Genomic DNA, 26464 nt, shown 5'->3' on the forward strand with positions numbered 1-26464 from the left:
CAAACACTACGTTCGGTGATTACGACGATCAGGCAGTCGCCTTGTCGTCCTTCTTAAGACTTGCAGGCGGCCAGTTGTCGAGGCGCATGCCGAGGGACAGACCGCGGGAGGCCAGAACGTCCTTGATTTCAGTCAAGGATTTCTTGCCCAGGTTCGGAGTCTTCAACAGCTCTACTTCGGTACGCTGAATCAGGTCGCCGATGTAGTAGATGTTTTCCGCCTTAAGGCAGTTAGCCGAACGTACAGTCAGTTCCAGATCGTCAACCGGGCGAAGCAGGATCGGATCGATCTCGTCTTCCTGCTCGACAACCACTGGCTCACTGTCACCTTTGAGGTCGACGAACGCAGCCAACTGCTGTTGCAGAATGGTTGCAGCGCGGCGGATAGCCTCTTCAGGATCCAGAGTACCGTTGGTTTCCAGATCAATAACCAGCTTGTCCAGGTTGGTACGCTGCTCGACACGGGCGTTTTCCACCACGTATGCGATACGGCGAACCGGACTGAACGAAGAGTCAAGCTGCAAGCGACCGATGCTGCGGCTTTCGTCTTCATCGCTCTGACGCGAGTCGGCTGGTTCATAACCACGACCACGAGCTACGGTGAGCTTCATGTTCAGGGCGCCGTTAGACGCCAGGTTAGCGATTACGTGATCGGGATTAACGATCTCGACATCATGATCCAGCTGAATATCGGCAGCGGTAACCACCCCCGAACCCTTCTTCGACAAGGTCAGCGTAACTTCGTCACGACCGTGCAGCTTGATGGCCAGACCTTTAAGGTTCAACAGGATTTCAATTACGTCTTCCTGTACACCTTCGATGGCGCTGTACTCGTGGAGCACACCGTCAATCTCGGCCTCGACTACTGCGCAGCCGGGCATTGAGGACAACAGGATGCGTCGCAGCGCGTTGCCCAGGGTGTGGCCAAAACCACGCTCGAGAGGCTCGAGAGTGATCTTGGCGCGGGTTGGACTGACAACCTGCACATCAATGTGGCGGGGTGTCAGGAACTCATTTACCGAAATCTGCATGGATGCACCTATTTTCTAGCCCTTACTTGGAGTAGAGCTCGACAATCAGGCTTTCGTTGATGTCGGCGGACAGATCACTGCGAGCAGGAACGTTCTTGAAAACGCCCGACTTCTTCTCAGTGTCTACTTCTACCCATTCTACGCGGCCACGTTGGGCACACAGATCGAGAGCTTGGACAATGCGAAGTTGGTTTTTTGCTTTCTCGCGAACTGCAACCACGTCACCAGCACGAACCTGATACGACGGAACGTTTACGGTCTGACCGTTAACGCTGATCGACTTGTGCGATACCAGCTGACGGGATTCGGCACGAGTCGAACCAAAGCCCATACGGTATACAACGTTGTCCAGACGGCATTCGAGCAGTTGCAGCAGGTTTTCACCGGTTGCACCTTTCTTGCCAGCAGCTTCTTTGTAGTAGCCGCTGAATTGACGCTCGAGAACGCCGTAGATACGACGGACCTTCTGCTTTTCACGCAGTTGGGTGCCGTAATCGGACTGGCGACCGCGGCGTTGGCCGTGGATACCAGGTGCTGCTTCAATGTTGCACTTCGATTCGATCGCGCGCACGCCGCTCTTCAGGAAGAGATCGGTGCCTTCGCGACGAGCGAGTTTGCATTTTGGACCAATGTAACGAGCCATTCTTTACAATCTCCTGGATTACACGCGGCGCTTCTTCGGCGGACGGCACCCGTTGTGCGGGATTGGCGTCACGTCGGTGATGCTGGCGATCTTGTAGCCACAGCCGTTCAAAGCGCGGACTGCGGATTCACGACCTGGACCTGGACCTTTGACGTTAACGTCGAGGTTTTTCAGGCCGTATTCCAGCGCAGCTTGACCAGCACGTTCAGCAGCTACTTGAGCAGCAAACGGGGTGGACTTGCGGGAACCGCGGAAACCCGAACCACCGGAGGTAGCCCAGGAAAGAGCGTTACCTTGACGGTCGGTAATGGTCACGATGGTGTTGTTAAAAGATGCATGGATGTGGGCGATGCCATCAACCACTGTCTTTTTAACTTTTTTACGAGGACGAGCAGCAGGTTTTGCCATGATTAAATTCCTGTCGATTCGCTGGGGCGATTACTTGCGGATCGGCTTACGCGGACCTTTACGGGTACGCGCGTTGGTCTTGGTACGCTGACCGCGTACTGGAAGACCACGACGATGACGCAGACCGCGATAGCAACCGAGGTCCATCAAGCGCTTGATTTTCATGTTGATTTCGCGACGCAGGTCACCTTCAGTGGTGAACTTCGCCACTTCGCCACGCAGCTGTTCAATTTGCTCGTCGCTCAGATCTTTGATCTTTGCTGCTGGGTTTACCCCAGTCACTGCACAGATCTTCTGCGCAGTAGTGCGACCAACACCATAGATGTAGGTCAGCGAGATAACAGTATGCTTGTTATCTGGAATGTTAACGCCTGCAATACGGGCCATTCAGTGGGACTCCAATTGACAGCTACCTACGCCCCGGAAGCCAAGAAATAGGGCGCGAGATAATATCGCTGTAATAACAAATAATCAACCCGGTAGCGCACTAGCTACCGGGCTTGAAGCACAATCACACTCAGCCTTGGCGCTGTTTGTGACGCGGTTCCGCGCTGCAAATTACTCGAACAACACCTTCGCGGCGAATAATCTTGCAGTTACGGCACAGCTTTTTCACCGATGCACGAACTTTCATCACCAACTCCTCGAACCTTATGGGTACTCAGCGCAACATGCCGCTGCCGTAACCCTTCAGGTTGGCTTTCTTCATCAGGGATTCGTACTGGTGCGAAACGAGGTGCGATTGTACTTGGGACATGAAGTCCATCACAACCACGACCACGATCAGCAACGAGGTCCCGCCAAGGTAGAACGGAACGTTTGCTGCAACCACCAGGAACTGGGGCAACAGGCACACGGCCGTCATGTAAAGAGCACCGAACATGGTCAAGCGGGTCAGAACGCCATCAATATAGCGTGCAGACTGCTCACCTGGACGGATGCCCGGAATAAAGGCACCGGACTTCTTCAGGTTTTCCGCTACGTCTTTCGGATTGAACATCAACGCCGTATAGAAGAAGCAGAAGAAAATAATCCCTGCACTAAACAGCAGAATATTCAACGGCTGACCAGGAGCGATCGACTGCGAGATGTCCTGCAACCAGCCCATACCTTCAGACTGACCGAACCAGGCACCCAACGAAGCCGGGAACAGCAAAATGCTGCTCGCGAAAATAGCCGGAATAACACCGGCCATGTTCACCTTAAGCGGCAAGTGGCTTGTCTGCGCAGCAAAAACCTTGCGGCCCTGCTGACGCTTGGCGTAGTGAACAGCAATACGACGCTGACCACGCTCAATGAACACCACAAAACCGATAATCGCTACTGCCAGCAAACCGATGGCAACCAAGGCGAAGATGTTGATATCACCCTGTCGCGCAGACTCGAAAGACTGCCCGATTGCTCTCGGAAGACCGGCGACGATACCCGAAAAAATCAACATCGAGATACCGTTGCCTACACCACGCTCAGTAATCTGCTCACCCAGCCACATCATAAACATCGCACCAGCCACAAACGTGGATACCGCGACGAAATGGAAGCCAAAGTCACCAGTGAACGCAACGCCCTGCCCCGCCAGACCAATGGACATGCCAATAGCCTGAACGAGAGCGAGGACGACGGTGCCGTAGCGGGTGTACTGGCTGATCTTGCGACGGCCAGCTTCACCTTCCTTCTTCAACTGCTCCAGCTGCGGGCTGACGGCGGTCATCAATTGCATGATGATCGATGCCGAAATGTACGGCATGATCCCCAGTGCAAAGATGCTCATCCGTTCCAGCGCGCCGCCGGAGAACATGTTGAACAAGCTAAGAATGGTCCCCTCATTCTGTCGAAACAGGTCTGCGAGTCGGTCCGGGTTGATACCTGGAACCGGGATGTGTGCGCCTATTCGGTAGACGATAATCGCCAGGAACAGAAAACGCAGACGAGCCCAGAGTTCAGACATACCGCCTTTGCCGAGCGCAGAGAGAGCACCTTGCTTAGCCATTTATTCCTCGAACTTGCCGCCAGCTGCTTCGATAGCCGCACGCGCACCTTTGGTGGCGCCGATTCCCTTGCCGATAGTGACAGCGCGAGTCACTTCACCGGACAGCATGATTTTCACACGCTGTACGTTGACGTTGATCACGTTGGCATCTTTCAGGGACTGCACGGTGACGATGTCGCCTTCCACTTTAGCCAGCTCGGACAGACGCACTTCTGCGCGATCCATGGCTTTCAGGGAAACGAAACCGAACTTCGGCAGGCGACGATGCAGCGGCTGTTGACCGCCTTCAAAGCCTGGAGCAATGGTGCCACCGGAGCGGGAGGTCTGACCTTTGTGACCACGGCCACCAGTCTTACCCAAACCGCTACCGATACCACGGCCCGGACGATGCTTTTCGCGACGGGAACCCGGCGCTGGACTCAGATCATTGAGTTTCATCGATTAACCCTCGACACGCAGCATGTAGTAAGCCTTGTTGATCATCCCGCGATTCTCGGGAGTATCCTGGACTTCTACAGTGTGACCGATGCGACGCAGACCCAGACCCTTAACGCACAATTTGTGGTTAGGGATGCGGCCGGTCATGCTTTTGATCAGCGTTACTTTAACGGTAGCCATGATCAGAAGATCTCCTTGACGCTTTTGCCACGCTTGGCGGCAATGGATTCAGGAGACTGCATTGCTTTCAAACCTTTGAAAGTGGCGTGAACCACGTTTACCGGGTTAGTCGAGCCGTAGCACTTGGCCAGAACGTTCTGAACGCCAGCAACTTCGAGGACAGCACGCATAGCGCCGCCAGCGATGATACCGGTACCTTCAGAAGCAGGCTGCATGTACACCTTCGAAGCGCCGTGAGCGGACTTCATTGCGTACTGCAGAGTGGTGCCGTTCAGATCAACTTGGATCATGTTGCGGCGAGCAGCTTCCATTGCCTTCTGGATCGCAGCAGGCACTTCACGCGACTTGCCACGGCCGAAGCCAACACGCCCTTTACCATCACCAACCACGGTCAACGCGGTGAAAGTGAAGATACGGCCGCCTTTAACGGTTTTGGCTACGCGGTTAACTTGAACCAGCTTCTCAATGTAGCCTTCGTCGCGCTTTTGGTCGTTATTTGACATAACTTAGAACTCCAGCCCAGCTTCACGAGCAGCATCAGCCAGCGCTTTCACGCGACCGTGGTACTTGAAGCCAGAGCGGTCGAAAGCCACTTGCGAGACGCCAGCGGCCTTAGCACGCGTAGCGACCAGCTGGCCAACCTTTGTGGCCGCGTCGATGTTGCCAGTGGCACCATCACGCAGTTCTTTATCCAAAGTCGAGGCGCTTGCCAGGACCTTGTTGCCGTCGGCCGAGATGACCTGGGCGTAGATGTGCTGCGACGAGCGGAACACGCAGAGACGCACGACTTCGAGTTCGTGCATTTTCAGGCGTGCTTTGCGAGCGCGACGCAGTCGAGTAACTTTTTTGTCGGTCATTTGCTATGCCCTACTTCTTCTTGGCTTCTTTACGACGGACGACTTCGTCCGCGTAGCGCACACCTTTGCCTTTGTACGGCTCTGGTGGACGGAAGTCGCGGATCTCAGCGGCCACTTGACCTACCAGCTGCTTGTCGATGCCCTTGATCAGGATATCGGTCTGGCTAGGAGTCTCAGCGGTGATGCCTTCCGGCAGTTCGTAATCCACTGGGTGCGAGAAGCCAAGGGCCAGGTTCAGAACCGAGCCTTTTGCTTGCGCTTTGTAACCAACACCGACCAGCTGGAGCTTGCGCTCGAAGCCTTGGCTTACGCCTTGGACCATGTTGTTTACCAACGCACGCGTGGTACCGGCCATTGCGCGAGTTTGTTGATCGCCATTGCGAGCAGCGAAACGCAGCTCACCAGCTTCTTCAACGATCTCAACGGACGAATGGATGTTCAGTTCAAGAGTACCCTTGGCACCCTTCACCGAAAGCTGTTGGCCTGCGAATTTTACTTCGACACCGGCTGGCAGCTTAACGGGGTTCTTAGCGACGCGAGACATGCTTATCCCCCCTTAGAACACAGTGCAAAGAACTTCGCCGCCGACACCGGCAGCGCGCGCAGCACGATCCGTCATCACACCTTTGTTGGTGGAGACGATAGACACGCCAAGACCGCCACGAACTTTCGGCAGATCTTCAACGGACTTGTACTGACGCAGGCCTGGACGACTAACGCGCTTCACTTCTTCGATAACCGGACGGCCTTCGAAGTACTTCAGCTCGATGGACAACGACGGCTTAGCGTCGGTGGTGATCTGAAAATCCGCGATGTAACCTTCGTCCTTCAGGACTTTTGCTACAGCCACCTTCAACGTGGAAGACGGCATGCTTACGACAGACTTTTCAGCCATCTGGGCATTACGGATTCGAGTTAGCATGTCCGCTAACGGGTCCTGCATACTCATGGGCTAGACGCTCCTAATACAGAAAAATTAGCCTTGCGGCTACTACTTGTCGCCGAGAACTTCCGGGCATGAAAAACACGGGCTCAGGCGAGCCGGTCATTCTAGACACACCCCAGAAATGAATCAAGCCCCAAAAGGGGCTTGATTCAGATTCAAGGCCACCGATGGTCAGGTTCTTGCGAACCCGAACATCGAGACTTTGACAGCAATTACCAGCTGGCTTTAACCAGACCTGGTACGTCACCACGCATTGCAGCTTCACGCAGCTTGTTACGGCCAAGGCCGAACTTGCGGTAAACGCCGTGCGGACGACCAGTCAGGCGGCAACGGTTACGCATGCGCGAGGCGCTTGCGTCACGTGGTTGCTTCTGCAGAGCTACGGTAGCTTCCCAACGCGCTTCTGGACTTGCGTTCAGATCGACGATGATAGCTTTCAGCGCTGCACGCTTGGTGGCGTACTTGGCAACAGTGAGCTGACGCTTCAGCTCACGGTTTTTCATGCTCTTCTTGGCCATTTTCCTACTCCAATCAGTTGCGGAACGGGAATTTGAAAGCACGCAGCAGAGCGCGGCCTTCATCATCGTTCTTGGCAGTGGTGGTCAGGGTAATGTCCAGACCGCGGAGAGCATCGATCTTGTCGTAGTCGATTTCCGGGAAAATGATCTGCTCTTTCACGCCCATGCTGTAGTTACCACGACCATCGAAGGACTTGGCATTCAGGCCGCGGAAGTCGCGAACCCGAGGCAGGGAGATCGACAGCAGACGATCCAGGAACTCATACATACGCTCACGGCGCAGAGTCACCTTGACGCCGATCGGCCATCCTTCACGGACTTTAAAGCCAGCGATGGATTTACGAGCGTAGGTCACAACGACTTTTTGGCCGGTGATCTTTTCCAGGTCAGCAACAGCATGCTCGATGACTTTTTTGTCACCAACAGCTTCGCCCAGACCCATGTTCAGGGTGATTTTTGTAACGCGTGGAACTTCCATCACGTTCGAAAGCTTAAGTTCTTCCTTAAGCTTCGGTGCGATTTCCTTCCAGTAAATCTCTTTTAGTCGTGCCATGGTCTTCTACCTAGCAGTGTTCAAGCATCAACCGCTTTTTGGGTCGACTTGAAGACACGAATTTTCTTGCCGTCTTCTACTTTGAAACCAACGCGGTCAGCCTTGTTGGTTTCGCCGTTGAAAATGGCGACGTTAGAAGCGTCCAGTGGAGCTTCTTTTTCGACGATACCGCCTTGCACGCCCGACATCGGGTTAGGCTTGGTATGACGCTTGACCAGGTTCAAACCGCTAATAACCAGACGGTTATTAGCAAGAACCTTGAGCACCTTACCGCGCTTACCTTTGTCTTTGCCGGCGATCACGATGATCTCGTCGTCACGACGAATCTTTTGCATGTCGGATCTCCTTACAGCACTTCTGGGGCGAGCGAGACGATCTTCATGAACTTCTCAGTACGAAGTTCACGGGTCACTGGCCCAAAGATACGGGTGCCGATCGGCTCTTGCTTGTTGTTCAGAAGAACAGCAGCGTTGCCATCAAAGCGGATAATGGAGCCATCAGCACGACGTACGCCGTGACGAGTGCGGACTACAACAGCAGTCATCACTTGGCCTTTTTTCACTTTACCGCGAGGAATTGCTTCCTTCACGGTAACTTTGATGATGTCACCGATACCAGCGTAACGACGATGGGAGCCACCCAGCACCTTGATGCACATAACACGGCGAGCGCCGCTGTTATCGGCCACATCGAGCATGGATTGAGTCTGAATCATATAATTTCTCCGACCCCTAGTCCTTAGACTTCCACAGCGCGTTCGAGAACATCAACCAGCGCCCAAGACTTGGTCTTGGCCATAGGACGAGTTTCACGAATAGTGACTTTGTCGCCGATGTGGCACTGGTTGGTTTCGTCGTGCGCGTGCAGCTTAGTCGAACGCTTAACGTATTTACCGTAGATCGGGTGCTTTACGCGACGCTCGATCAATACGGTGATGGTTTTGTCCATCTTGTCGCTGACAACACGGCCAGTCAGCGTACGGACAGTTTTTTCGGCTTCAGCCATGATCACTTACCTGCCTGCTGGTTGAGCACAGTCTTCACGCGAGCGATGTCACGCTTAACTTGCGAGAGCAGATGAGACTGCCCCAACTGGCCAGTTGCTTTCTGCATACGCAGATTGAACTGGTCGCGCAGCAAGCCGAGCAGTTGCTCGTTCAGCTGCTGTGCGGATTTTTCACGAAGTTCATTCGCTTTCATCACATCACCGTCCGTTTAACAAAGGCGGTGGCGAGCGGCAGCTTTGCAGCAGCCAGGGCAAAAGCCTCACGCGCCAGCTCTTCAGAAACACCCTCGATTTCATACAGGACTTTGCCTGGCTGAATCTGGGCAACCCAGTACTCCACACTACCCTTACCTTTACCCATACGAACTTCGAGGGGCTTTTTGGAAATAGGCTTGTCCGGGAATACACGGATCCAGATCTTGCCGCCACGTTTAACGTGACGGGTCAGAGCACGACGCGCTGACTCGATCTGACGAGCGGTGAGACGACCACGAGCTACAGACTTCAGCGCGAACTCGCCGAAGCTGACTTTGCTACCGCGCTGAGCCAGACCACGGTTGTGGCCTGTCATCTGCTTGCGGAACTTCGTACGCTTAGGTTGCAACATTTGGCGTACCCCTTACTTAGCAGCTTTTTTACGAGGCGCTGGTGCTTGTGGTTTCAGCTCTTCTTGGCGACCACCAATTACTTCGCCTTTGAAGATCCAAACCTTTACACCGATCACACCGTAAGTGGTGTGAGCTTCGTAGTTGGCATAGTCGATGTCGGCACGCAGGGTGTGCAATGGCACACGACCTTCGCGATACCATTCAGTACGTGCGATTTCAGCACCGCCGAGACGACCGCTCACTTGGATTTTGATGCCCTTGGCACCAATGCGCATGGCGTTCTGAACTGCGCGCTTCATAGCGCGACGGAACATTACACGACGCTCCAGCTGCTGAGCTACGCTCTGCGCAACCAGCATACCGTCGAGCTCCGGCTTGCGGATCTCTTCGATATTGATGTGCACAGGCACACCCATTTGCTTGGTCAGGTCCTGACGCAGTTTCTCAACATCTTCACCTTTCTTCCCGATAACGATACCTGGACGAGCGGTGTGGATGGTGATACGTGCAGTTTGGGCCGGACGATGGATATCGATACGGCTTACGGACGCGCTTTTTAGTTTGTCTTGGAGATACTCACGCACTTTCAGATCTGCGAACAAGTAGTCCGCATAAGTCCGACCGTCTGCGTACCAGACGGAGGTGTGCTCCTTGACGATTCCCAGGCGAATGCCAATGGGATGTACTTTCTGACCCATCTCTTCGACTCCGTTACTTGTCAGCAACCTTGACAGTGATATGGCAAGACCGCTTGACGATGCGATCAGCACGGCCTTTGGCACGTGGCATGATGCGCTTCAGCGAACGCCCTTCGTTGACGAAAACGGTGCTGACCTTCAGGTCATCAACGTCTGCGCCTTCGTTATGCTCGGCGTTGGCTACGGCCGACTCCAGCACTTTCTTCATGATCTCGGCGGCTTTCTTACTGCTGAAAGCCAACAAGTTGAGCGCTTCGCCCACCTTCTTCCCGCGGATCTGGTCGGCGACCAAGCGGGCTTTCTGGGCGGAGATTCGAGCGCCCGACAACTTAGCGGCTACTTCCATTTCCTAACCCCTTAACGCTTGGCTTTCTTGTCAGCCACGTGCCCGCGATAGTTGCGGGTACCGGCGAACTCGCCCAGTTTGTGGCCGACCATGTCTTCGTTAACGAGAACTGGGACGTGCTGACGACCGTTGTGTACTGCGATGGTCAGACCGACCATTTGTGGCAGGATCATCGAACGACGCGACCAAGTCTTAATTGGTTTGCGATCGTTCTTTTCCGCCGCCACTTCGATCTTCTTCAGTAGGTGAAGATCAATAAAAGGACCTTTTTTCAGAGAACGTGGCACTGTCGTATCCCTCTATTTACTTGCGACGACGGACGATCATTTTGTCGGTACGCTTATTACCACGAGTCTTCGCGCCCTTAGTCGGGAAGCCCCATGGCGATACCGGATGACGACCACCAGAGGTACGACCTTCACCACCACCATGTGGGTGGTCAACCGGGTTCATGGCAACACCACGAACGGTTGGGCGAACGCCACGCCAGCGCTTGGCACCAGCTTTACCCAGCGAACGCAGGCTGTGCTCGGAGTTCGAGACTTCGCCCAGGGTCGCACGGCATTCAGCCAGGACTTTACGCATTTCACCGGAACGCAGACGCAGGGTAACGTAAACGCCTTCACGAGCGATCAGCTGAGCCGAAGCACCAGCGGAACGAGCGATCTGTGCGCCTTTACCTGGCTTCAGTTCGATGCCGTGTACGGTAGAACCCACTGGAATGTTGCGCAGTTGCAGAGCGTTGCCTGGCTTGATTGGAGCCAGAGCGCCTGCGATCAGCTGGTCGCCAGCACTCACGCCTTTAGGGGCGATGATGTAGCGGCGCTCGCCGTCTGCGTAGCAGAGCAGTGCGATGTGAGCAGTACGGTTTGGATCGTATTCGATACGCTCGACAGTGGCGACGATGCCATCTTTGTCGTTGCGACGGAAATCGACCATACGATAATGCTGCTTATGACCACCACCGATGTGACGCGTGGTAATACGGCCATTGTTGTTACGACCACCAGTCTTCGATTTTTTCTCGAGCAGCGGTGCGTGAGGAGCGCCTTTATGCAGCTCCTGGTTGACCACCTTGACCACAAAACGGCGGCCAGGGGAAGTCGGTTTGCATTTAACGATTGCCATGATGCACCCCTTCCTTACTCAGCACTGCTGCTGAAATCGAGATCTTGGCCTGGCTGAAGGGAGATAACTGCCTTCTTCCAGTCATTACGCTTGCCCAGACCGCGAGCAGTGCGCTTGCTCTTACCCAGAACATTCAGGGTAGTGACGCGCTCTACTTTCACGCTGAACAGGCTTTCGACGGCCTTCTTGATTTCCAGCTTGGTTGCGTCAGTAGCAACCTTGAAAACGAACTGGCCTTTCTTGTCTGCCAGAACCGTAGCCTTCTCGGAAACGTGCGGGCCAAGCAGAACTTTAAATACGCGTTCCTGGTTCATCCCAGCAGCTCCTCGAATTTCTTCACGGCCGACACGGTGATCAACACCTTGTCGTATGCGATCAGACTAACTGGATCGGAACCTTGGACGTCACGTACATCTACGTGCGGCAGGTTACGAGCAGCCAGGTACAGGTTCTGATCAACAGCGTCCGACACGATCAAAACGTCGGTCAGGCTCATGTTGTTCAGCTTGCCCAGCAGATCTTTGGTTTTCGGAGTTTCAACAGCGAAATCCTGAACCACGACCAGACGATCAGTACGCACCAGCTCAGCAAGGATGGAACGCATTGCTGCGCGATACATCTTCTTGTTCAGCTTCTGGGAGTGATCCTGTGGACGTGCTGCAAAAGTGGTACCGCCGCCACGCCAGATTGGGCTACGGATAGTACCGGCACGAGCACGGCCAGTACCTTTCTGACGCCATGGGCGCTTACCGCCACCACGAACGTCGGAACGGGTCTTTTGCTGCTTGGTACCTTGACGGCCGCCGGCCATGTAGGCCACGACTGCTTGGTGAACCAGCGTCTCGTTGAATTCGCCGCCAAATGTCAGTTCGGAAACTTCGATCGCTTGAGCGTCATTTACATTTAATTGCATGTCAGCTTCCCCTTAACCGCGAGCCTTGGCTGCTGGACGTACAACCAGGTTGCCGCCAGTAGCGCCAGGAACAGCACCCTTGACCAACAACAGATTGCGTTCAGCGTCCACGCGCACTACTTCCAGGGACTGCACGGTCACGCGCTCAGCGCCCATATGACCGGACATTTTCTTGCCCTTGAATACACGACCAGGAGTCTGGCACTGGCCGATAGAGCCTGGGACGCGGTGGGATACGGAGTTACCGTGGGTGTTATCTTGCCCGCGGAAATTCCAACGCTTGATCGTACCCTGGAAGCCTTTACCTTTGGACTGACCGGTTACATCAACCAGTTGGCCAGCGGCGAAGATTTCAGCGTTGATCAGATCGCCAGCCTGGTACTCGCCTTCTTCAAGGCGGAATTCCATGGTAGTGCGACCAGCGGCAACGTTCGCTTTAGCGAAGTGGCCAGCCTGAGCTGCTGTTACACGCGAAGCACGACGCTCGCCGACAGTGACTTGCACTGCACGATAGCCATCGGTCTCTTCAGTTTTGAACTGGGTGACGCGATTCGGCTCGATCTCAATGACCGTGACCGGAATGGAGACACCTTCTTCGGTGAAAATACGGGTCATACCGCATTTACGACCGACTACACCAATAGTCATGTTGTAAACCTCATGAGTGTACGGGGCTTTCACCCGCTATGGCCGCCCATTTCAGAGCGTTACACGACTAAGACCGAGTCTTAGCCGAGGCTGATCTGCACTTCCACACCGGCCGCAAGATCAAGCTTCATAAGTGCATCAACGGTTTTATCCGTTGGCTGAACGATGTCCAGAACGCGCTTATGAGTGCGGATCTCGTACTGGTCACGCGCGTCTTTGTTGACGTGCGGGGAAACCAGAACGGTGAACCGCTCTTTACGGGTAGGCAGTGGAATTGGACCACGCACTTGAGCACCAGTACGTTTCGCGGTTTCCACGATTTCCTGGGTTGATTGGTCGATCAGGCGATGGTCAAAAGCCTTCAACCTGATACGGATTTGCTGATTTTGCATTGGATTTCAGACTCCGGCTGCTATTCCCACCGAGCGCAATACGCCCGTTAAAAGGAGGCGCAATTCTATAGACGCCCCAGATAGGTGTCAACCCAATAAAAAAGCCCCCGCTGAGCGGGGGCTTTTTCAAAGCATCAAGCAAACTCTAAAAAGAGAATTACTCGATGATTTTGGCTACGACGCCAGCGCCGACGGTACGACCGCCTTCACGGATAGCGAAACGCAGACCGTCTTCCATCGCGATGGTTTTGATCAGGGTAACAGTCATCTGAATGTTGTCACCTGGCATTACCATTTCAACGCCTTCTGGCAGCTCGCAGTTACCAGTCACGTCAGTAGTACGGAAGTAGAACTGTGGACGGTAGCCTTTGAAGAACGGAGTATGACGACCGCCTTCTTCCTTGCTCAGAACGTAAACTTCTGCGGTGAACTTGGTGTGCGGCTTAACCGAACCCGGCTTAACCAGAACCTGACCACGCTCAACGTCGTCACGCTTGGTGCCACGCAGCAGAACGCCGCAGTTCTCGCCAGCACGACCTTCGTCGAGCAGTTTGCGGAACATTTCAACACCGGTGCAGGTGGTGACGGTAGTGTCACGCAGACCAACGATTTCCAGTGGATCCTGAACGCGAACGATACCGCGCTCGATACGACCAGTCACAACAGTACCGCGACCCGAGATCGAGAACACGTCTTCGATCGGCATCAGGAATGGCTTGTCGATCATACGAACTGGCTCAGGGATGTAGGTATCCAGAGTTTCAACCAGTTTACGAACGGCAGTGGTGCCCATTTCGTTGTCGTCTTTGCCTTCCAGCGCCATACGAGCCGAACCGATGATGATTGGAGTGTCATCGCCCGGGAAGTCATAGGTGGACAGCAGGTCGCGAACTTCCATCTCAACCAGTTCCAGCAGCTCAGCGTCGTCTACCAGGTCAGCCTTGTTCAGGAAGACCACGATGTACGGAACGCCTACCTGACGGGACAGCAGGATGTGCTCACGGGTTTGCGGCATCGGACCATCGGCGGCCGAGCAAACCAGGATCGCGCCGTCCATCTGGGCAGCACCAGTGATCATGTTCTTCACGTAGTCAGCGTGACCTGGGCAGTCAACGTGAGCGTAGTGACGAATTGTCGAGTTGTACTCAACGTGAGCGGTATTGATGGTGATACCGCGAGCTTTTTCTTCTGGTGCGCTGTCGATCTTGTCGAAGTCAACGATTGCAGAACCGAAAACTTCGGAGCAAACGCGAGTCAGAGCAGCAGTCAGAGTGGTTTTACCGTGGTCAACGTGACCAATGGTGCCAACGTTGACGTGCGGTAGGGAACGATCAAATTTTTCTTTAGCCACGACAATTAACTCCTAGCCTAAAGGGGCTGAATCAGCCTTGTTTTTTGGTTACGGATTCGACGATGTGCGACGGAGCCGTATCGTATTTTTTGAATTCCATAGAGTAGCTTGCGCGACCCTGAGACATGGAACGAACGTCGGTCGCATAACCGAACATCTCACCCAGTGGAACTTCGGCGCGGATAACCTTGCCGGACACTGTGTCTTCCATACCCTGGATCATGCCGCGACGACGGTTAAGGTCGCCCATTACATCACCCATATAGTCTTCAGGCGTAACAACCTCTACAGCCATGATCGGCTCAAGCAACTCACCACCGCCCTTCTGGGCCAGCTGCTTGGTCGCCATGGAGGCAGCCACTTTAAACGCCATCTCGTTGGAGTCGACGTCGTGGTAAGAACCATCGAACACGGTAGCCTTCAGGCCGATCAGCGGATAGCCGGCAACAACGCCGTTCTTCATCTGCTCTTCGATACCCTTCTGGATAGCCGGGATGTATTCCTTAGGAACCACACCACCTACAACTTCGTTCACGAATTGCAGACCTTCCTGACCTTCGTCAGCAGGAGCAAAACGAATCCAGCAGTGACCGAACTGGCCGCGACCACCGGACTGACGAACGAACTTGCCTTCGATTTCACAGTTCTTCGTGATGCGCTCACGATACGAAACCTGAGGCTTGCCGATGTTGGCTTCGACGTTGAACTCGCGGCGCATCCGGTCAACCAGGATGTCCAGGTGCAGCTCGCCCATGCCGGAGATGATCGTTTGACCAGTCTCTTCATCAGTTTTAACGCGGAAAGACGGGTCTTCCTGAGCAAGTTTGCCCAGAGCGATACCCATTTTTTCCTGGTCATCCTTGGTCTTAGGCTCTACGGCAACCGAAATAACCGGCTCCGGGAAGTCCATGCGAACCAGGATGATTGGCTTGTCAGCGTTGCAGAGGGTTTCACCAGTGGTGACGTCCTTCATGCCGATCAGGGCCGCGATGTCGCCAGCGCGCACTTCCTTGATCTCTTCACGGGCGTTTGCGTGCATTTGCACCATACGACCCACGCGCTCTTTCTTGCCTTTAACCGAGTTGATCACGCCGTCGCCGGAGTTCAACACGCCCGAGTAAACGCGGACGAAGGTCAAAGTACCCACGAATGGGTCGGTAGCGATCTTGAACGCCAGAGCCGAGAACGGTTCCGCATCGTCTGCATGACGCTCCAGCTCGATTTCCTCGTTATCCGGGTCAGTACCCTTGATAGCAGGAATGTCGGTCGGTGCAGGCAGGAAGTCGATAACGGCGTCGAGAACCAGGGGAACGCCCTTGTTCTTGAACGAAGAACCGCAAACAGCCAGAACGATTTCGCCGGCGATAGTACGCTGACGCAAAGCAGCTTTGATCTCTTCGATCGACAGCTCTTCGCCTTCCAGGTACTTGTTCATCAGCTCTTCGTTGGCTTCAGCAGCAGCTTCAACCATGTTGTTGCGCCACTCTTCAGCCAGCTCTTGGAGCTCAGCAGGAATGTCCTTGCGAACAGGAACCATACCTTTGTCAGAGTCGTTCCAGTAGACAGCTTGCATGTTGATCAGATCGATCTGACCCTGGAAGTTGTCTTCGGAACCGATGGCCAACTGGATCGGCACCGGAGTGTGACCCAGACGCTGCTTGATCTGACCGATCACGCGCAGGAAGTTGGCGCCAGCACGGTCCATCTTGTTTACGTAAACAAGACGTGGAACACCGTATTTGTTGGCTTGACGCCATACGGTTTCCGACTGCGGCTCAACACCCGAAGTACCGCAGAACACAACGACAGCGCCGTCGAGTACGCGCAGCGAACGCTCAACTTCAATTGTGAAGTCAACGTGGCCCGGGGTATCGATTACGTTGAAGCGATGCTCATCCTTGTACTGCTTCTCGGAACCTTTCCAGAAGGCGGTGATAGCAGCAGAAGTAATGGTAATACCACGCTCCTGCTCCTGCACCATCCAGTCTGTGGTCGCGGCGCCATCATGCACCTCGCCCATTTTGTGACTTTTGCCGGTGTAAAAAAGGACGCGCTCGGTGGTGGTGGTTTTACCAGCATCCACGTGAGCGACGATACCGATGTTACGGTAGCGGCTAATCGGAGTAGTACGAGCCATAAAGCCCTCGCAAAATTAGTGAAGCTAAAATTAGAAGCGGTAGTGCGAGAAAGCTTTGTTGGCTTCAGCCATACGGTGCACGTCTTCACGCTTCTTAACAGCAGCACCTTTACCTTCAGCAGCATCCAGCAGTTCGCCAGCCAAACGCAGAGCCATAGACTTCTCGCCACGCTTACGGGCGAAGTCTACCAACCAGCGCATTGCCAGAGCGTTACGACGGGAAGGACGAACCTCGACCGGAACCTGGTAAGTAGCACCACCAACGCGGCGCGACTTCACTTCGACCAGCGGAGCGATGGCGTCGAGTGCTTTTTCGAAGAGTTCCAGGGGATCGGTGCCAGCCTTACGGGTCGCAACGGTTTCCAGGGCACCATAAACGATACGCTCGGCAACGGCTTTCTTGCCGCTTTCCATAACGTGGTTCATGAATTTGGCGAGGATCTGGCTTCCGTATTTCGGATCGTCCAGAATCTCACGCTTTGCTGCTACGCGACGTCTTGGCATGATAAGCCCTCAAGCGGTCTTCAGGTTAGCTCGGGACAGATCCAATGGATGCGTGCCCGACCTTACTCTTATCGACTCAATAAAATGAAAATCTGCAAAACGGCCGATTACTTCGGACGCTTGGTACCGTACTTCGAACGACCCTGGTTACGACCTTTAACGCCGGAAGTATCCAAGGAGCCGCGAACGGTGTGGTAACGAACACCTGGCAAGTCTTTTACACGACCGCCGCGGATCAGTACCACGCTGTGCTCTTGCAGGTTGTGACCTTCACCACCGATGTACGAGGAAACCTCGAAACCGTTGGTCAGGCGCACACGGCATACTTTACGCAGTGCCGAGTTAGGTTTTTTCGGCGTAGTGGTGTACACACGGGTGCACACGCCACGACGTTGCGGGCAGTTCTGCAGCGCAGGTACGTCGGATTTCTCGACGATACGCTTACGCGGCTGACGTACCAGCTGGTTGATAGTTGCCATCTACTAGCTCCACTGTTGTCTTGCGACGCTATTGTCTTGCAAGAAAAGCAAAATGGCAGGAACGAATTCCCGCCAAATTTAGGGGATCAAGAGTCTAAAGAGGATCTTGCCCCCAGTCAAGGCAAGGCCCCGACCTCCCCGCCCTTCGAACCTCGACAAATTGTCTCGATTCGATGAACGGAGCGATCAGGGCCTTACGCTCATTTATCGCAGAACTCAGTTACCGCTCGAGTTCAGCGCTTCGGTCAGTGCAGCTTCCACTTCACTGGCGCTTACGCGCAACGGCTTGTCTGCTTCACGACGACGCTTGCGCTCGCTGTGATATGCCAGGCCGGTACCTGCCGGGATCAGACGACCCACGACCACGTTTTCTTTCAGGCCGCGCAGGTAATCGCGCTTGCCGGTGACTGCCGCTTCGGTCAGTACGCGGGTGGTTTCCTGGAAGGAAGCCGCCGAGATGAACGATTCGGTGGACAACGACGCCTTGGTGATACCCAGCAGAACGCGAGTGTACTTGGAGACGAACTTGTCTTCGCCGCCCAGACGCTCGTTCTCTACCAGTACGTGAGTCAGTTCCATCTGGTCGCCCTTGATGAAACTGGAATCGCCGGATTCAGCGATTTCAACTTTACGCAGCATCTGACGCAGAATGGTTTCGATGTGCTTGTCGTTGATCTTCACGCCTTGCAGACGGTAAACGTCCTGGATCTCGTTCACGATGTACTTGGCCAGCGCGCTCACACCCAGCAGACGCAGGATGTCGTGCGGATCGCTTGGACCGTCGGAGATAACTTCGCCGCGGTTTACCTGCTCGCCTTCGAACACGTTCAGGTGACGCCACTTCGGAATCAGCTCTTCGTACGGATCGGTACCGTCGTTCGGGGTAATAACCAGACGGCGCTTGCCTTTGGTCTCTTTACCGAACGCGATGGTGCCGCTGACTTCAGCCAAAATCGACGCTTCTTTCGGACGACGAGCTTCGAACAAGTCGGCAACACGCGGCAGACCACCGGTGATGTCGCGGGTCTTCGAAGTTTCTTGCGGGATACGAGCGATAACATCACCGATCGCGATCTTCGCACCGTCCGCAACACCGACCAGGGCGTTGGCTGGCAGGAAGTACTGAGCGATAACGTCAGTGCCTGGCAGCAACAGATCCTTGCCGTTGTCGTCGACCATCTTCACTGCTGGACGGATTTCTTTGCCCGCAGCTGGACGATCTTTCGCGTCGAGGACTTCAATGTTGGTCATACCGGTCAATTCGTCAGTCTGACGCTTGATCGTGATGCCTTCTTCCATGCCTACGTAGGTCACGGTACCTTTCATTTCGGTAACGATTGGGTGAGTGTGCGGATCCCACTTGGCCACGATTGCGCCAGCGTCGACCTTGTCACCTTCTTTAACCGAAATCACAGCACCGTACGGCAGCTTGTAACGCTCGCGCTCACGACCGAAGTCATCAGCGATGGCCAGCTCACCGGAACGGGACACAGCAACCAGGTGACCATCCACTCGCTCAACGTGCTTCAAGTTGTGCAGACGGACGGTACCGCCATTCTTCACCTGAACGCTGTCAGCTGCGGAAGTACGGCTTGCCGCACCACCGATGTGGAACGTACGCATCGTCAGCTGGGTACCCGGCTCACCGATGGACTGGGCAGCGATAACGCCGACCGCTTCACCGATGTTCACCTGGTGACCACGAGCCAGATCACGGCCGTAGCACTTGGCGCAAATGCCATAGCGGGTTTCGCAGCTGATCGGCGAACGCACGATCACTTCGTCGATGCTGTTCAGCTCGATGAACTCGACCCACTTCTCGTCTACCAGAGTACCGGCCGGAACGATAACGTCCTCGGTACCTGGCTTGAATACGTCACGGGCAATAACACGACCCAATACGCGTTCACCCAACGGCTCTACAACGTCACCGCCTTCAATGTGCGGAGTCATCAGCAGACCGTGTTCGGTGCCGCAATCGATCTCGGTTACAACCAGATCCTGCGCCACGTCTACCAGACGACGAGTCAGGTAACCGGAGTTCGCAGTTTTCAACGCGGTATCCGCCAGACCTTTACGAGCACCGTGAGTCGAAATGAAGTACTGAAGTACGCTCAAACCTTCACGGAAGTTCGCAGTAATCGGCGTTTCAATGATGGAACCGTCCGGCTTGGCCATCAGACCACGCATACCGGCCAGCTGACGAATCTGTGCTGCGGAACCCCGAGCACCCGAGTCGGCCATCATGTACATCGAGTTAAAAGACTCTTGATCGACTTCAACGCCGTGACGGTCGATAACCTTCTCTTTCGAGAGGTTGGCCATCATTGCCTTGGAAACTTCGTCGTTCGCTTTCGACCAAAGGTCGATCACTTTGTTGTACTTCTCGCCCTGGGTTACCAGGCCGGAGGCGTACTGGCTCTCGATCTCTTTCACTTCGTCGGTGGCTGCACCGATGATGCGGGCTTTCTCGTCCGGGATAACGAAGTCGTTAACACCGATGGAAACGCCGGAGATGGTCGAGTAAGCGAAACCGGTGTACATCAACTGGTCAGCGAAGATCACGGTCTCTTTCAAACCAACCACGCGGTAGCACTGGTTGATCAGCTTGGAGATCGCCTTTTTCTTCATCGGCAGGTTGACGACATCGTACGACAGACCTTTTGGCACAACCTGGAACAGCAGCGCACGGCCGACAGTAGTGTCGACGATACGGGTGCCGCTTACGCTGTTGCCGTCACGGTCGTTGACGGTTTCGTTGATACGAACCTTGACCTTGGCGTGCAGTGCGGCTTCGCCGGCACGGAACACACGGTCAACTTCCTGCAGATCCGCGAACACACGACCTTCGCCTTTGGCGTTGATCGCTTCACGAGTCATGTAGTACAGACCCAATACAACGTCCTGCGACGGAACGATGATTGGCTCACCGTTGGCTGGCGACAGAATGTTGTTGGTCGACATCATCAACGCACGCGCTTCCAACTGGGCTTCCAGTGTCAGCGGTACGTGCACGGCCATTTGGTCGCCGTCGAAGTCGGCGTTGTACGCGGCGCAGACCAGAGGGTGCAGCTGGATAGCCTTACCTTCGATCAGAACCGGTTCAAACGCCTGGATACCCAGACGGTGAAGGGTCGGTGCACGGTTGAGAAGAACCGGGTGTTCGCGAATCACTTCAGCGAGAACGTCCCAAACCTCTGGCAGTTCGCGCTCGACCATTTTCTTGGCCGCTTTGATGGTGGTCGCGAGACCACGCATTTCCAGCTTGCCGAAAATGAACGGTTTGAACAGCTCGAGAGCCATCTTCTTCGGCAGACCGCACTGATGCAGACGCAGGGTCGGGCCTACGGTAATTACCGAACGACCGGAGTAGTCAACACGCTTACCGAGCAAGTTCTGACGGAAACGACCCTGCTTACCCTTGATCATGTCAGCCAGGGATTTCAGAGGACGCTTGTTCGAACCGGTGATAGCGCGGCCACGACGGCCGTTGTCGAGCAGCGCATCGACAGCTTCCTGCAACATACGTTTTTCGTTGCGCACGATGATGTCCGGAGCGGACAGATCCAGCAGGCGCTTCAAACGGTTGTTACGGTTGATCACTCGACGATACAGATCGTTGAGGTCGGAAGTCGCGAAACGACCGCCGTCCAGCGGGACCAGTGGACGCAGATCTGGCGGCAGAACCGGCAGAACGGTCAGCACCATCCACTCTGGCAGGTTGCCGGAACCCTGGAAGGCTTCCATCAACTTCAGACGCTTGGACAGCTTCTTGATCTTGGTTTCCGAGTTGGTTTGCGGAATTTCTTCACGCAGACGGCCAATCTCGTGTTCCAGGTCGATAGCGTGCAGCAGTTCACGGACAGCTTCAGCACCCATACGGGCATCGAAATCGTCACCGAACTCTTCCAGCGCTTCAAAGTACTGCTCGTCGTTCAGCAGCTGACCTTTTTCAAGGGTGGTCATGCCTGGATCGATAACGACATAGCTCTCGAAGTAGAGAACGCGTTCGATATCACGCAGGGTCATGTCCATCAGCAAGCCGATACGGGACGGCAGCGATTTCAGGAACCAGATGTGGGCAACCGGCGAAGCCAGTTCGATGTGCGCCATGCGCTCACGACGAACCTTGGCCAGTGCAACTTCAACGCCGCACTTCTCGCAGATCACACCACGGTGCTTCAAGCGCTTGTACTTACCGCACAGGCACTCGTAATCCTTTACCGGGCCAAAGATCTTGGCGCAGAACAGACCGTCACGCTCAGGTTTGAACGTACGGTAGTTGATGGTTTCCGGCTTTTTAACTTCACCGAACGACCATGAGCGGATCATCTCAGGCGAGGCCAATCCGATACGGATGGCGTCGAACTCTTCGACTTGACCCTGGTTTTTCAGCAAATTCAGTAGGTCTTTCAAGGCCTTTCCTCCTGGCGGAGCAGAGAGCGGGCAATCCTGCCCCGCTCTCGATTCGCGTCACGTGTTATTCGGTTTCCAGATCGATATCGATGCCGAGGGAACGAATTTCCTTGATCAACACGTTGAAGGACTCGGGCATGCCCGGCTCCATACGGTGATCGCCATCCACGATGTTTTTGTACATCTTGGTACGGCCGTTCACATCGTCCGACTTCACTGTGAGCATTTCTTGCAGAGTGTAAGCAGCACCGTATGCTTCCAGTGCCCAGACCTCCATCTCCCCGAAACGCTGACCACCGAACTGCGCCTTACCACCCAGCGGCTGCTGGGTAACCAGGCTGTACGAACCGGTAGAACGCGCGTGCATCTTGTCGTCTACCAAGTGGTTCAGCTTCAGCATGTACATGTAGCCAACGGTAACTGGACGCTCGAACTTGTTGCCGGTACGGCCGTCAGTCAGCTGCATCTGGCCGCTTTCCGGCAGGTCTGCCAGTTTCAGCATGGCCTTGATTTCGCTTTCCTTGGCGCCGTCGAACACTGGAGTGGCCATTGGAACGCCGCCACGCAGGTTCTTCGCCAGATCCAGGATTTCCTGATCGGAGAAGCTATCCAGATCTTCGTTACGACCGCCGATCTGGTTGTAGATCTCGTCCAGGAAGGTACGCAGCTCAGCGACTTTACGCTGCTCTTCGACCATCCGGTTGATCTTCTCGCCCAGACCTTTGGCCGCGAGGCCCAGGTGGGTTTCAAGGATCTGACCAACGTTCATACGCGAAGGTACGCCCAGCGGGTTGAGGACGACGTCGACCGGGGTGCCATTGGCATCGTGCGGCATGTCTTCGACCGGCATGATCACAGAGACCACACCTTTGTTACCGTGACGACCGGCCATCTTGTCGCCCGGCTGGATGCGACGACGGATTGCCAGGTAAACCTTGACGATTTTCAGCACGCCTGGAGCCAGGTCATCGCCCTGCTGCAGTTTGCGCTTCTTGTCTTCGAACTTGTCGTCCAGCAGACGGCGGCGATCAACGATGTAGGCCTGAGCCTTCTCGAGTTGCTCGTTAAGAGCATCTTCAGCCATGCGCAGTTTGAACCACTGACCATGCTCAAGACCGTCGAGCACTTCGTCGGTGATGTCCTGACCTTTCTTCAGACCTGCGCCGCCTTCAGCCTTGTGGCCTACCAGAGCGGAACGCAGACGTTCGAAAGTCGCGCCTTCAACGATACGGAACTCTTCGTTCAGATCCTTGCGGATCTCGTCGAGCTGAGTCTTCTCGATCGACAGTGCACGAGCATCACGCTCGACGCCGTCACGGGTGAAGACCTGTACGTCGATGACAGTACCTTTGGTACCGGTAGGTACGCGCAGGGAAGTGTCTTTAACGTCGCTGGCTTTTTCACCGAAGATTGCACGCAGCAGTTTTTCTTCCGGAGTCAGCTGGGTCTCGCCTTTCGGAGTGACCTTACCGACCAGGATGTCGCCTGCGCCAACTTCAGCACCTACGTAAACGATACCGGCTTCGTCCAGTTTGTTCAGTGCAGCTTCACCCACGTTCGGGATGTCTGCAGTGATCTCTTCAGGCCCAAGCTTGGTGTCACGGGCCACACAGGTCAGTTCCTGAATGTGGATCGTGGTGAAACGGTCTTCCTGAACCACACGCTCGGACAGGCAGATGGAGTCTTCGAAGTTGAAGCCGTTCCATGCCATGAACGCGATGCGCATGTTCTGACCCAGTGCCAGCTCACCCATGTCGGTGGACGGGCCGTCGGCCATGATGTCGCTACGCTGAACGCGATCACCCTTGCTCACCAGCGGACGCTGGTTGATGCAGGTGTTCTGGTTCGAGCGGGTGTATTTGGTCAGGTTGTAGATGTCGACACCGGCTTCGCCGGTTTCAACTTCGTCATCAGCAACTCGAACCACGATACGGCTGGCGTCGACGGAATCGATCACGCCACCACGACGAGCTACGACGCAAACGCCGGAGTCACGGGCTACGTTACGCTCCATGCCGGTACCTACCAGCGGCTTGTCAGCGCGCAGGGTTGGTACAGCTTGACGCTGCATGTTCGAACCCATCAACGCACGGTTGGCGTCGTCGTGCTCGAGGAACGGAATCAGCGACGCTGCAACCGAAACTACCTGCTTCGGCGAAACGTCCATCAAGGTGACTTCTTCAGGCGCCTTGACGGTGAACTCGTTCAGGTGACGTACGGCTACCAGTTCGTCGATCAGGACTTTCTGGTCGTTCATGGTCGCCGAAGCCTGCGCGATCACGTGATCGGCTTCTTCAATAGCGGACAGGAACACGATTTCGTCGGTGACAACACCCTCTTTCACCACGCGGTACGGGCTTTCCAGGAAGCCGTACTGGTTGGTGCGAGCGTAAGCAGCCAAGGAGTTGATCAGACCGATGTTCGGACCTTCCGGCGTTTCAATCGGGCATACGCGACCGTAGTGAGTCGGGTGTACGTCACGGACTTCAAAGCCTGCGCGCTCACGAGTCAGACCACCAGGGCCGAGTGCAGAGACACGACGCTTGTGGGTAATCTCGGACAGCGGGTTGTTCTGGTCCATGAACTGCGAGAGCTGGCTGGAACCGAAGAACTCTTTCACCGCTGCAGCCACTGGCTTGGCATTGATCAGGTCTTGCGGCATCAAGCCTTCGCTTTCAGCCATCGACAGACGCTCTTTGACCGCACGCTCAACACGTACCAGGCCAACGCGGAACTGGTTCTCGGCCATTTCGCCTACGCAGCGAACACGACGGTTACCCAGGTGGTCGATGTCATCGACGATGCCTTTACCGTTACGGATGTCGACCAGAGTCTTCAGTACCGCGACGATGTCTTCCTTGCACAGCACGCCCGAACCTTCGATCTCGGTACGACCGATACGACGGTTGAACTTCATCCGGCCGACCGCAGACAGGTCATAGCGCTCAGGGCTGAAGAACAGGTTGTTGAACAGGGTTTCGGCAGCGTCTTTGGTTGGCGGCTCGCCTGGACGCATCATGCGATAGATCTCGACCAGCGCTTCCAATTGGTTGCTGGTGGAGTCGATCTTCAGCGTGTCGGAGACGAACGGACCGCAGTCGATATCGTTGGTGTACAGAGTTTCGATGCGAACAACGCCGGCCTTGGCAATTTTTGCCAGGACTTCAGTATTCAGCTCGGTGTTGCACTCTGCCAGGATTTCGCCGGTAGCCGGGTGCACGATGACCTTGGCGGTGGTGCGACCGAGGACGTAGTCCAGAGGCACTTCCAGGGTCTTGATGCCGGCTTTTTCGATCTGGTTGATGTGGCGCGCAGTAATACGGCGGCCCGCTTCAACAATGACCTTGCCCTTCTCGTCCTGAATATCCAGAACCGCAATTTCACCACGCAGACGCGAAGCAATCAGTTCCAGACTGAGGGTCTCGCCGCTCAGTTTGAAAACGTTGGTGGTGTAGAAAGCGTCCAGCACTTCTTCAGTGGTATAGCCGAGCGCACGCAGCAGTACCGATGCCGGCAGCTTGCGACGACGGTCAATACGCACGAACACGCAGTCTTTCGGGTCGAACTCGAAGTCCAACCACGAACCGCGGTAAGGAATGATGCGCGCGGAGTACAGCAGTTTGCCGGAGCTATGCGTCTTGCCGCGGTCGTGATCGAAGAACACGCCCGGGGAACGGTGCAGCTGGGAAACGATTACACGCTCGGTACCGTTGATTACGAAGGTACCGTTCTCAGTCATCAGGGGGATTTCACCCATGTAGACTTCTTGCTCTTTGATGTCCTTGATCGCTTTGTTCGACGATTCTTTGTCGAAAATGATCAGGCGCACTTTTACCCGCAAAGGTACGGCGAAAGTTACACCGCGCAATACGCATTCTTTGACATCAAATGCCGGTTCGCCCAGGCGATAACCGACGTACTCCAGCGCAGCATTGCCGGAGTAGCTGATGATCGGGAAAACGGATTTGAAGGCCGCATGCAGGCCCACGTCGCGGAACTGATCTTTAGTCGCTCCCGCTTGCAAGAATTCACGATACGAATCCAGCTGGATGGCCAGGAGGTAAGGCACATCCATGACGTCCGGCAACTTGCTAAAGTCCTTGCGGATACGTTTTTTCTCAGTATATGAGTAAGCCATCAGCGTTCCCCAGCTTGGTCACCTGCTTGTTTGGCCCCTCCCGACGGGAGCAGCCAGAAAATCGTGCAAACCCCATGGTTTGCGCCACCGCATCGGGTGGTTACAGCGCCTTTATCAGCACCGACCCAGTCGGCTGCC

At 55.0% G+C, this 26464-nt stretch carries 33 protein-coding genes; all 33 read right to left on the reverse strand.

All coding sequences use genetic code 11. The features are described from left to right. Positions 1-28 precede the first annotated feature (28 nt). The 33 genes from U6037_RS25915 to rpoB all read right to left on the reverse strand — a co-directional run bounded on the left by U6037_RS25915 (position 29) and on the right by rpoB (position 26326). Positions 29-1030, reverse strand: a complete 1002-nt coding sequence (locus U6037_RS25915) for a DNA-directed RNA polymerase subunit alpha (protein WP_003186012.1) — start codon at positions 1028-1030, stop codon at positions 29-31. Between the two features lie 22 nt (positions 1031-1052). After that, positions 1053-1673, reverse strand: coding sequence for a 30S ribosomal protein S4 (rpsD, locus tag U6037_RS25920; protein ID WP_003176404.1), 621 nt, complete (start codon positions 1671-1673; stop codon positions 1053-1055). 18 nt (positions 1674-1691) lie between these two features. After that, positions 1692-2081 carry a 30S ribosomal protein S11 gene (gene rpsK, locus U6037_RS25925; protein WP_002555466.1) on the reverse strand — a complete coding sequence of 130 codons (390 nt, stop codon included), beginning with the start codon at positions 2079-2081 and terminating at the stop codon, positions 1692-1694. Between the two features lie 30 nt (positions 2082-2111). Beyond that, positions 2112-2468 carry a 30S ribosomal protein S13 gene (gene rpsM / locus U6037_RS25930; RefSeq protein WP_003186020.1) on the reverse strand — a complete coding sequence of 119 codons (357 nt, stop codon included), beginning with the start codon at positions 2466-2468 and terminating at the stop codon, positions 2112-2114. A 130-nt stretch (positions 2469-2598) separates the two neighbouring features. Further along, entirely contained in the window at positions 2599-2715 is a 117-nt protein-coding gene (gene rpmJ, locus U6037_RS25935) for a 50S ribosomal protein L36 (protein ID WP_002555468.1), read from the reverse strand. Between the two features lie 27 nt (positions 2716-2742). Further along, entirely contained in the window at positions 2743-4071 is a 1329-nt protein-coding gene (secY, locus tag U6037_RS25940; RefSeq protein WP_003228718.1) for a preprotein translocase subunit SecY, read from the reverse strand. Then, positions 4072-4509, reverse strand: coding sequence for a 50S ribosomal protein L15 (gene rplO / locus U6037_RS25945; protein ID WP_003228720.1), 438 nt, complete (start codon positions 4507-4509; stop codon positions 4072-4074). Between the two features lie 3 nt (positions 4510-4512). Continuing rightward, positions 4513-4689: a 50S ribosomal protein L30 gene (gene rpmD, locus U6037_RS25950; protein WP_003176408.1), complete on the reverse strand. Its 177-nt coding sequence runs from the start codon at positions 4687-4689 to the stop codon at positions 4513-4515. Between the two features lie 2 nt (positions 4690-4691). Beyond that, the gene (gene rpsE, locus U6037_RS25955; protein WP_003186035.1) at positions 4692-5192 is read right to left on the reverse strand and encodes a 30S ribosomal protein S5; all 501 of its coding nucleotides are present in this window, start codon (positions 5190-5192) and stop codon (positions 4692-4694) included. Positions 5193-5195: 3 nt separating this feature from the next. After that, positions 5196-5546 (reverse strand): 50S ribosomal protein L18, encoded by a 351-nt coding sequence (gene rplR / locus U6037_RS25960; protein ID WP_003186037.1) that lies wholly within the window; start codon positions 5544-5546, stop codon positions 5196-5198. A 10-nt stretch (positions 5547-5556) separates the two neighbouring features. Further along, a complete protein-coding gene (gene rplF / locus U6037_RS25965; protein WP_024077677.1) occupies positions 5557-6090 on the reverse strand; it encodes a 50S ribosomal protein L6 in 534 nt (177 codons plus the stop codon). 12 nt (positions 6091-6102) lie between these two features. Next, the gene (gene rpsH, locus U6037_RS25970) at positions 6103-6495 is read right to left on the reverse strand and encodes a 30S ribosomal protein S8 (RefSeq protein ID WP_007918458.1); all 393 of its coding nucleotides are present in this window, start codon (positions 6493-6495) and stop codon (positions 6103-6105) included. Between the two features lie 209 nt (positions 6496-6704). After that, positions 6705-7010 (reverse strand): 30S ribosomal protein S14, encoded by a 306-nt coding sequence (gene rpsN / locus U6037_RS25975; protein WP_003228726.1) that lies wholly within the window; start codon positions 7008-7010, stop codon positions 6705-6707. Positions 7011-7023: 13 nt separating this feature from the next. Continuing rightward, a complete protein-coding gene (gene rplE, locus U6037_RS25980) occupies positions 7024-7563 on the reverse strand; it encodes a 50S ribosomal protein L5 (RefSeq protein WP_003176415.1) in 540 nt (179 codons plus the stop codon). A 20-nt stretch (positions 7564-7583) separates the two neighbouring features. Further along, positions 7584-7898 (reverse strand): 50S ribosomal protein L24, encoded by a 315-nt coding sequence (gene rplX / locus U6037_RS25985; RefSeq protein WP_008081905.1) that lies wholly within the window; start codon positions 7896-7898, stop codon positions 7584-7586. Positions 7899-7909: 11 nt separating this feature from the next. Then, on the reverse strand, positions 7910-8278 hold the full coding sequence (gene rplN / locus U6037_RS25990) for a 50S ribosomal protein L14 (protein ID WP_002555479.1): 369 nt from the start codon (positions 8276-8278) through the stop codon (positions 7910-7912). 23 nt (positions 8279-8301) lie between these two features. Beyond that, complete coding sequence (gene rpsQ, locus U6037_RS25995) at positions 8302-8568, reverse strand: 30S ribosomal protein S17 (RefSeq protein WP_003194644.1); 267 nt, start codon at positions 8566-8568, stop codon at positions 8302-8304. A 2-nt stretch (positions 8569-8570) separates the two neighbouring features. Next, positions 8571-8762, reverse strand: coding sequence for a 50S ribosomal protein L29 (rpmC, locus tag U6037_RS26000; RefSeq protein ID WP_002555481.1), 192 nt, complete (start codon positions 8760-8762; stop codon positions 8571-8573). Next, positions 8762-9175 carry a 50S ribosomal protein L16 gene (gene rplP, locus U6037_RS26005; RefSeq protein ID WP_007896757.1) on the reverse strand — a complete coding sequence of 138 codons (414 nt, stop codon included), beginning with the start codon at positions 9173-9175 and terminating at the stop codon, positions 8762-8764. The genes rpmC and rplP overlap by 1 nt, the downstream gene beginning before the upstream one ends. A gap of 12 nt (positions 9176-9187) precedes the next feature. After that, positions 9188-9874 (reverse strand): 30S ribosomal protein S3, encoded by a 687-nt coding sequence (gene rpsC / locus U6037_RS26010; RefSeq protein WP_003176422.1) that lies wholly within the window; start codon positions 9872-9874, stop codon positions 9188-9190. Positions 9875-9887: 13 nt separating this feature from the next. Then, positions 9888-10220 (reverse strand): 50S ribosomal protein L22, encoded by a 333-nt coding sequence (rplV, locus tag U6037_RS26015; RefSeq protein ID WP_003103908.1) that lies wholly within the window; start codon positions 10218-10220, stop codon positions 9888-9890. An 11-nt stretch (positions 10221-10231) separates the two neighbouring features. Then, a complete protein-coding gene (gene rpsS, locus U6037_RS26020; RefSeq protein WP_011336172.1) occupies positions 10232-10507 on the reverse strand; it encodes a 30S ribosomal protein S19 in 276 nt (91 codons plus the stop codon). Between the two features lie 16 nt (positions 10508-10523). Continuing rightward, positions 10524-11348, reverse strand: a complete 825-nt coding sequence (gene rplB / locus U6037_RS26025; protein WP_003228734.1) for a 50S ribosomal protein L2 — start codon at positions 11346-11348, stop codon at positions 10524-10526. Between the two features lie 14 nt (positions 11349-11362). After that, positions 11363-11662 (reverse strand): 50S ribosomal protein L23, encoded by a 300-nt coding sequence (rplW, locus tag U6037_RS26030; protein WP_002555488.1) that lies wholly within the window; start codon positions 11660-11662, stop codon positions 11363-11365. Beyond that, positions 11659-12261: a 50S ribosomal protein L4 gene (gene rplD, locus U6037_RS26035; protein WP_007918468.1), complete on the reverse strand. Its 603-nt coding sequence runs from the start codon at positions 12259-12261 to the stop codon at positions 11659-11661. The genes rplW and rplD overlap by 4 nt, the downstream gene beginning before the upstream one ends. A gap of 12 nt (positions 12262-12273) precedes the next feature. Then, on the reverse strand, positions 12274-12909 hold the full coding sequence (rplC, locus tag U6037_RS26040; protein ID WP_003228738.1) for a 50S ribosomal protein L3: 636 nt from the start codon (positions 12907-12909) through the stop codon (positions 12274-12276). An 80-nt stretch (positions 12910-12989) separates the two neighbouring features. Further along, positions 12990-13301 (reverse strand): 30S ribosomal protein S10, encoded by a 312-nt coding sequence (rpsJ, locus tag U6037_RS26045; RefSeq protein ID WP_003186070.1) that lies wholly within the window; start codon positions 13299-13301, stop codon positions 12990-12992. 157 nt (positions 13302-13458) lie between these two features. Further along, positions 13459-14652, reverse strand: coding sequence for an elongation factor Tu (gene tuf / locus U6037_RS26050; protein WP_095188538.1), 1194 nt, complete (start codon positions 14650-14652; stop codon positions 13459-13461). Positions 14653-14683: 31 nt separating this feature from the next. After that, positions 14684-16789 carry an elongation factor G gene (gene fusA / locus U6037_RS26055; protein WP_016984188.1) on the reverse strand — a complete coding sequence of 702 codons (2106 nt, stop codon included), beginning with the start codon at positions 16787-16789 and terminating at the stop codon, positions 14684-14686. A 30-nt stretch (positions 16790-16819) separates the two neighbouring features. Continuing rightward, positions 16820-17293, reverse strand: coding sequence for a 30S ribosomal protein S7 (gene rpsG / locus U6037_RS26060; protein WP_007916467.1), 474 nt, complete (start codon positions 17291-17293; stop codon positions 16820-16822). A gap of 107 nt (positions 17294-17400) precedes the next feature. Further along, complete coding sequence (gene rpsL / locus U6037_RS26065; protein WP_003186084.1) at positions 17401-17772, reverse strand: 30S ribosomal protein S12; 372 nt, start codon at positions 17770-17772, stop codon at positions 17401-17403. A 216-nt stretch (positions 17773-17988) separates the two neighbouring features. Then, positions 17989-22188 carry a DNA-directed RNA polymerase subunit beta' gene (gene rpoC / locus U6037_RS26070; protein ID WP_007916472.1) on the reverse strand — a complete coding sequence of 1400 codons (4200 nt, stop codon included), beginning with the start codon at positions 22186-22188 and terminating at the stop codon, positions 17989-17991. Positions 22189-22252: 64 nt separating this feature from the next. Continuing rightward, positions 22253-26326 carry a DNA-directed RNA polymerase subunit beta gene (gene rpoB / locus U6037_RS26075; RefSeq protein ID WP_016984190.1) on the reverse strand — a complete coding sequence of 1358 codons (4074 nt, stop codon included), beginning with the start codon at positions 26324-26326 and terminating at the stop codon, positions 22253-22255. Positions 26327-26464: the final 138 nt, after the last annotated feature.

Origin of the sequence: Pseudomonas sp. B33.4 (genome assembly GCF_034555375.1) — a bacterium.
Taxonomy (GTDB): Bacteria; Pseudomonadota; Gammaproteobacteria; order Pseudomonadales; family Pseudomonadaceae; genus Aquipseudomonas.

Excerpts from the sequence above, each read along its gene's own strand:
- rplE (WP_003176415.1), bottom strand. The coding sequence starts at position 7,563 with ATGGCACGACTAAAAGAGATTTACTGGAAGGAAATCGCACCGAAGCTT.
- rpsG (WP_007916467.1), bottom strand. The coding sequence starts at position 17,293 with ATGCCAAGACGTCGCGTAGCAGCAAAGCGTGAGATTCTGGACGATCCG.
- rpmC (WP_002555481.1), bottom strand. The coding sequence starts at position 8,762 with ATGAAAGCGAATGAACTTCGTGAAAAATCCGCACAGCAGCTGAACGAG.
- rpsH (WP_007918458.1), bottom strand. The coding sequence starts at position 6,495 with ATGAGTATGCAGGACCCGTTAGCGGACATGCTAACTCGAATCCGTAAT.
- fusA (WP_016984188.1), bottom strand. The coding sequence starts at position 16,789 with ATGGCTCGTACTACTCCGATTAGCCGCTACCGTAACATCGGTATCGTC.
- rpsK (WP_002555466.1), bottom strand. The coding sequence starts at position 2,081 with ATGGCAAAACCTGCTGCTCGTCCTCGTAAAAAAGTTAAAAAGACAGTG.
- rplX (WP_008081905.1), bottom strand. The coding sequence starts at position 7,898 with ATGCAAAAGATTCGTCGTGACGACGAGATCATCGTGATCGCCGGCAAA.
- rpsL (WP_003186084.1), bottom strand. The coding sequence starts at position 17,772 with ATGGCAACTATCAACCAGCTGGTACGTCAGCCGCGTAAGCGTATCGTC.
- rpsQ (WP_003194644.1), bottom strand. The coding sequence starts at position 8,568 with ATGGCTGAAGCCGAAAAAACTGTCCGTACGCTGACTGGCCGTGTTGTC.
- rplD (WP_007918468.1), bottom strand. The coding sequence starts at position 12,261 with ATGCAATTAAATGTAAATGACGCTCAAGCGATCGAAGTTTCCGAACTG.
- rplO (WP_003228720.1), bottom strand. The coding sequence starts at position 4,509 with ATGAAACTCAATGATCTGAGTCCAGCGCCGGGTTCCCGTCGCGAAAAG.
- rplR (WP_003186037.1), bottom strand. The coding sequence starts at position 5,546 with ATGACCGACAAAAAAGTTACTCGACTGCGTCGCGCTCGCAAAGCACGC.
- rpsN (WP_003228726.1), bottom strand. The coding sequence starts at position 7,010 with ATGGCCAAGAAGAGCATGAAAAACCGTGAGCTGAAGCGTCAGCTCACT.
- U6037_RS25915 (WP_003186012.1), bottom strand. The coding sequence starts at position 1,030 with ATGCAGATTTCGGTAAATGAGTTCCTGACACCCCGCCACATTGATGTG.
- rpsC (WP_003176422.1), bottom strand. The coding sequence starts at position 9,874 with ATGGGTCAGAAAGTACATCCCATTGGCATTCGCCTGGGAATCGTCAAG.
- rplC (WP_003228738.1), bottom strand. The coding sequence starts at position 12,909 with ATGACTATTGGTGTAGTCGGTCGTAAATGCGGTATGACCCGTATTTTC.
- rpmJ (WP_002555468.1), bottom strand. The coding sequence starts at position 2,715 with ATGAAAGTTCGTGCATCGGTGAAAAAGCTGTGCCGTAACTGCAAGATT.
- secY (WP_003228718.1), bottom strand. The coding sequence starts at position 4,071 with ATGGCTAAGCAAGGTGCTCTCTCTGCGCTCGGCAAAGGCGGTATGTCT.
- rpsM (WP_003186020.1), bottom strand. The coding sequence starts at position 2,468 with ATGGCCCGTATTGCAGGCGTTAACATTCCAGATAACAAGCATACTGTT.
- rpsJ (WP_003186070.1), bottom strand. The coding sequence starts at position 13,301 with ATGCAAAATCAGCAAATCCGTATCAGGTTGAAGGCTTTTGACCATCGC.
- rplF (WP_024077677.1), bottom strand. The coding sequence starts at position 6,090 with ATGTCTCGCGTCGCTAAGAACCCCGTTAAGCTGCCAGCCGGTGTCGAA.
- rplB (WP_003228734.1), bottom strand. The coding sequence starts at position 11,348 with ATGGCAATCGTTAAATGCAAACCGACTTCCCCTGGCCGCCGTTTTGTG.
- rplV (WP_003103908.1), bottom strand. The coding sequence starts at position 10,220 with ATGGAAGTAGCCGCTAAGTTGTCGGGCGCTCGAATCTCCGCCCAGAAA.
- rpsE (WP_003186035.1), bottom strand. The coding sequence starts at position 5,192 with ATGTCAAATAACGACCAAAAGCGCGACGAAGGCTACATTGAGAAGCTG.
- rplP (WP_007896757.1), bottom strand. The coding sequence starts at position 9,175 with ATGTTGCAACCTAAGCGTACGAAGTTCCGCAAGCAGATGACAGGCCAC.
- rpsD (WP_003176404.1), bottom strand. The coding sequence starts at position 1,673 with ATGGCTCGTTACATTGGTCCAAAATGCAAACTCGCTCGTCGCGAAGGC.
- rpmD (WP_003176408.1), bottom strand. The coding sequence starts at position 4,689 with ATGGCTACCGTTAAAGTAACGCTGATCAAAAGCATGACCGGCCGCATC.
- rplN (WP_002555479.1), bottom strand. The coding sequence starts at position 8,278 with ATGATTCAGACTCAATCCATGCTCGATGTGGCCGATAACAGCGGCGCT.
- rplW (WP_002555488.1), bottom strand. The coding sequence starts at position 11,662 with ATGAACCAGGAACGCGTATTTAAAGTTCTGCTTGGCCCGCACGTTTCC.
- rpoB (WP_016984190.1), bottom strand. The coding sequence starts at position 26,326 with ATGGCTTACTCATATACTGAGAAAAAACGTATCCGCAAGGACTTTAGC.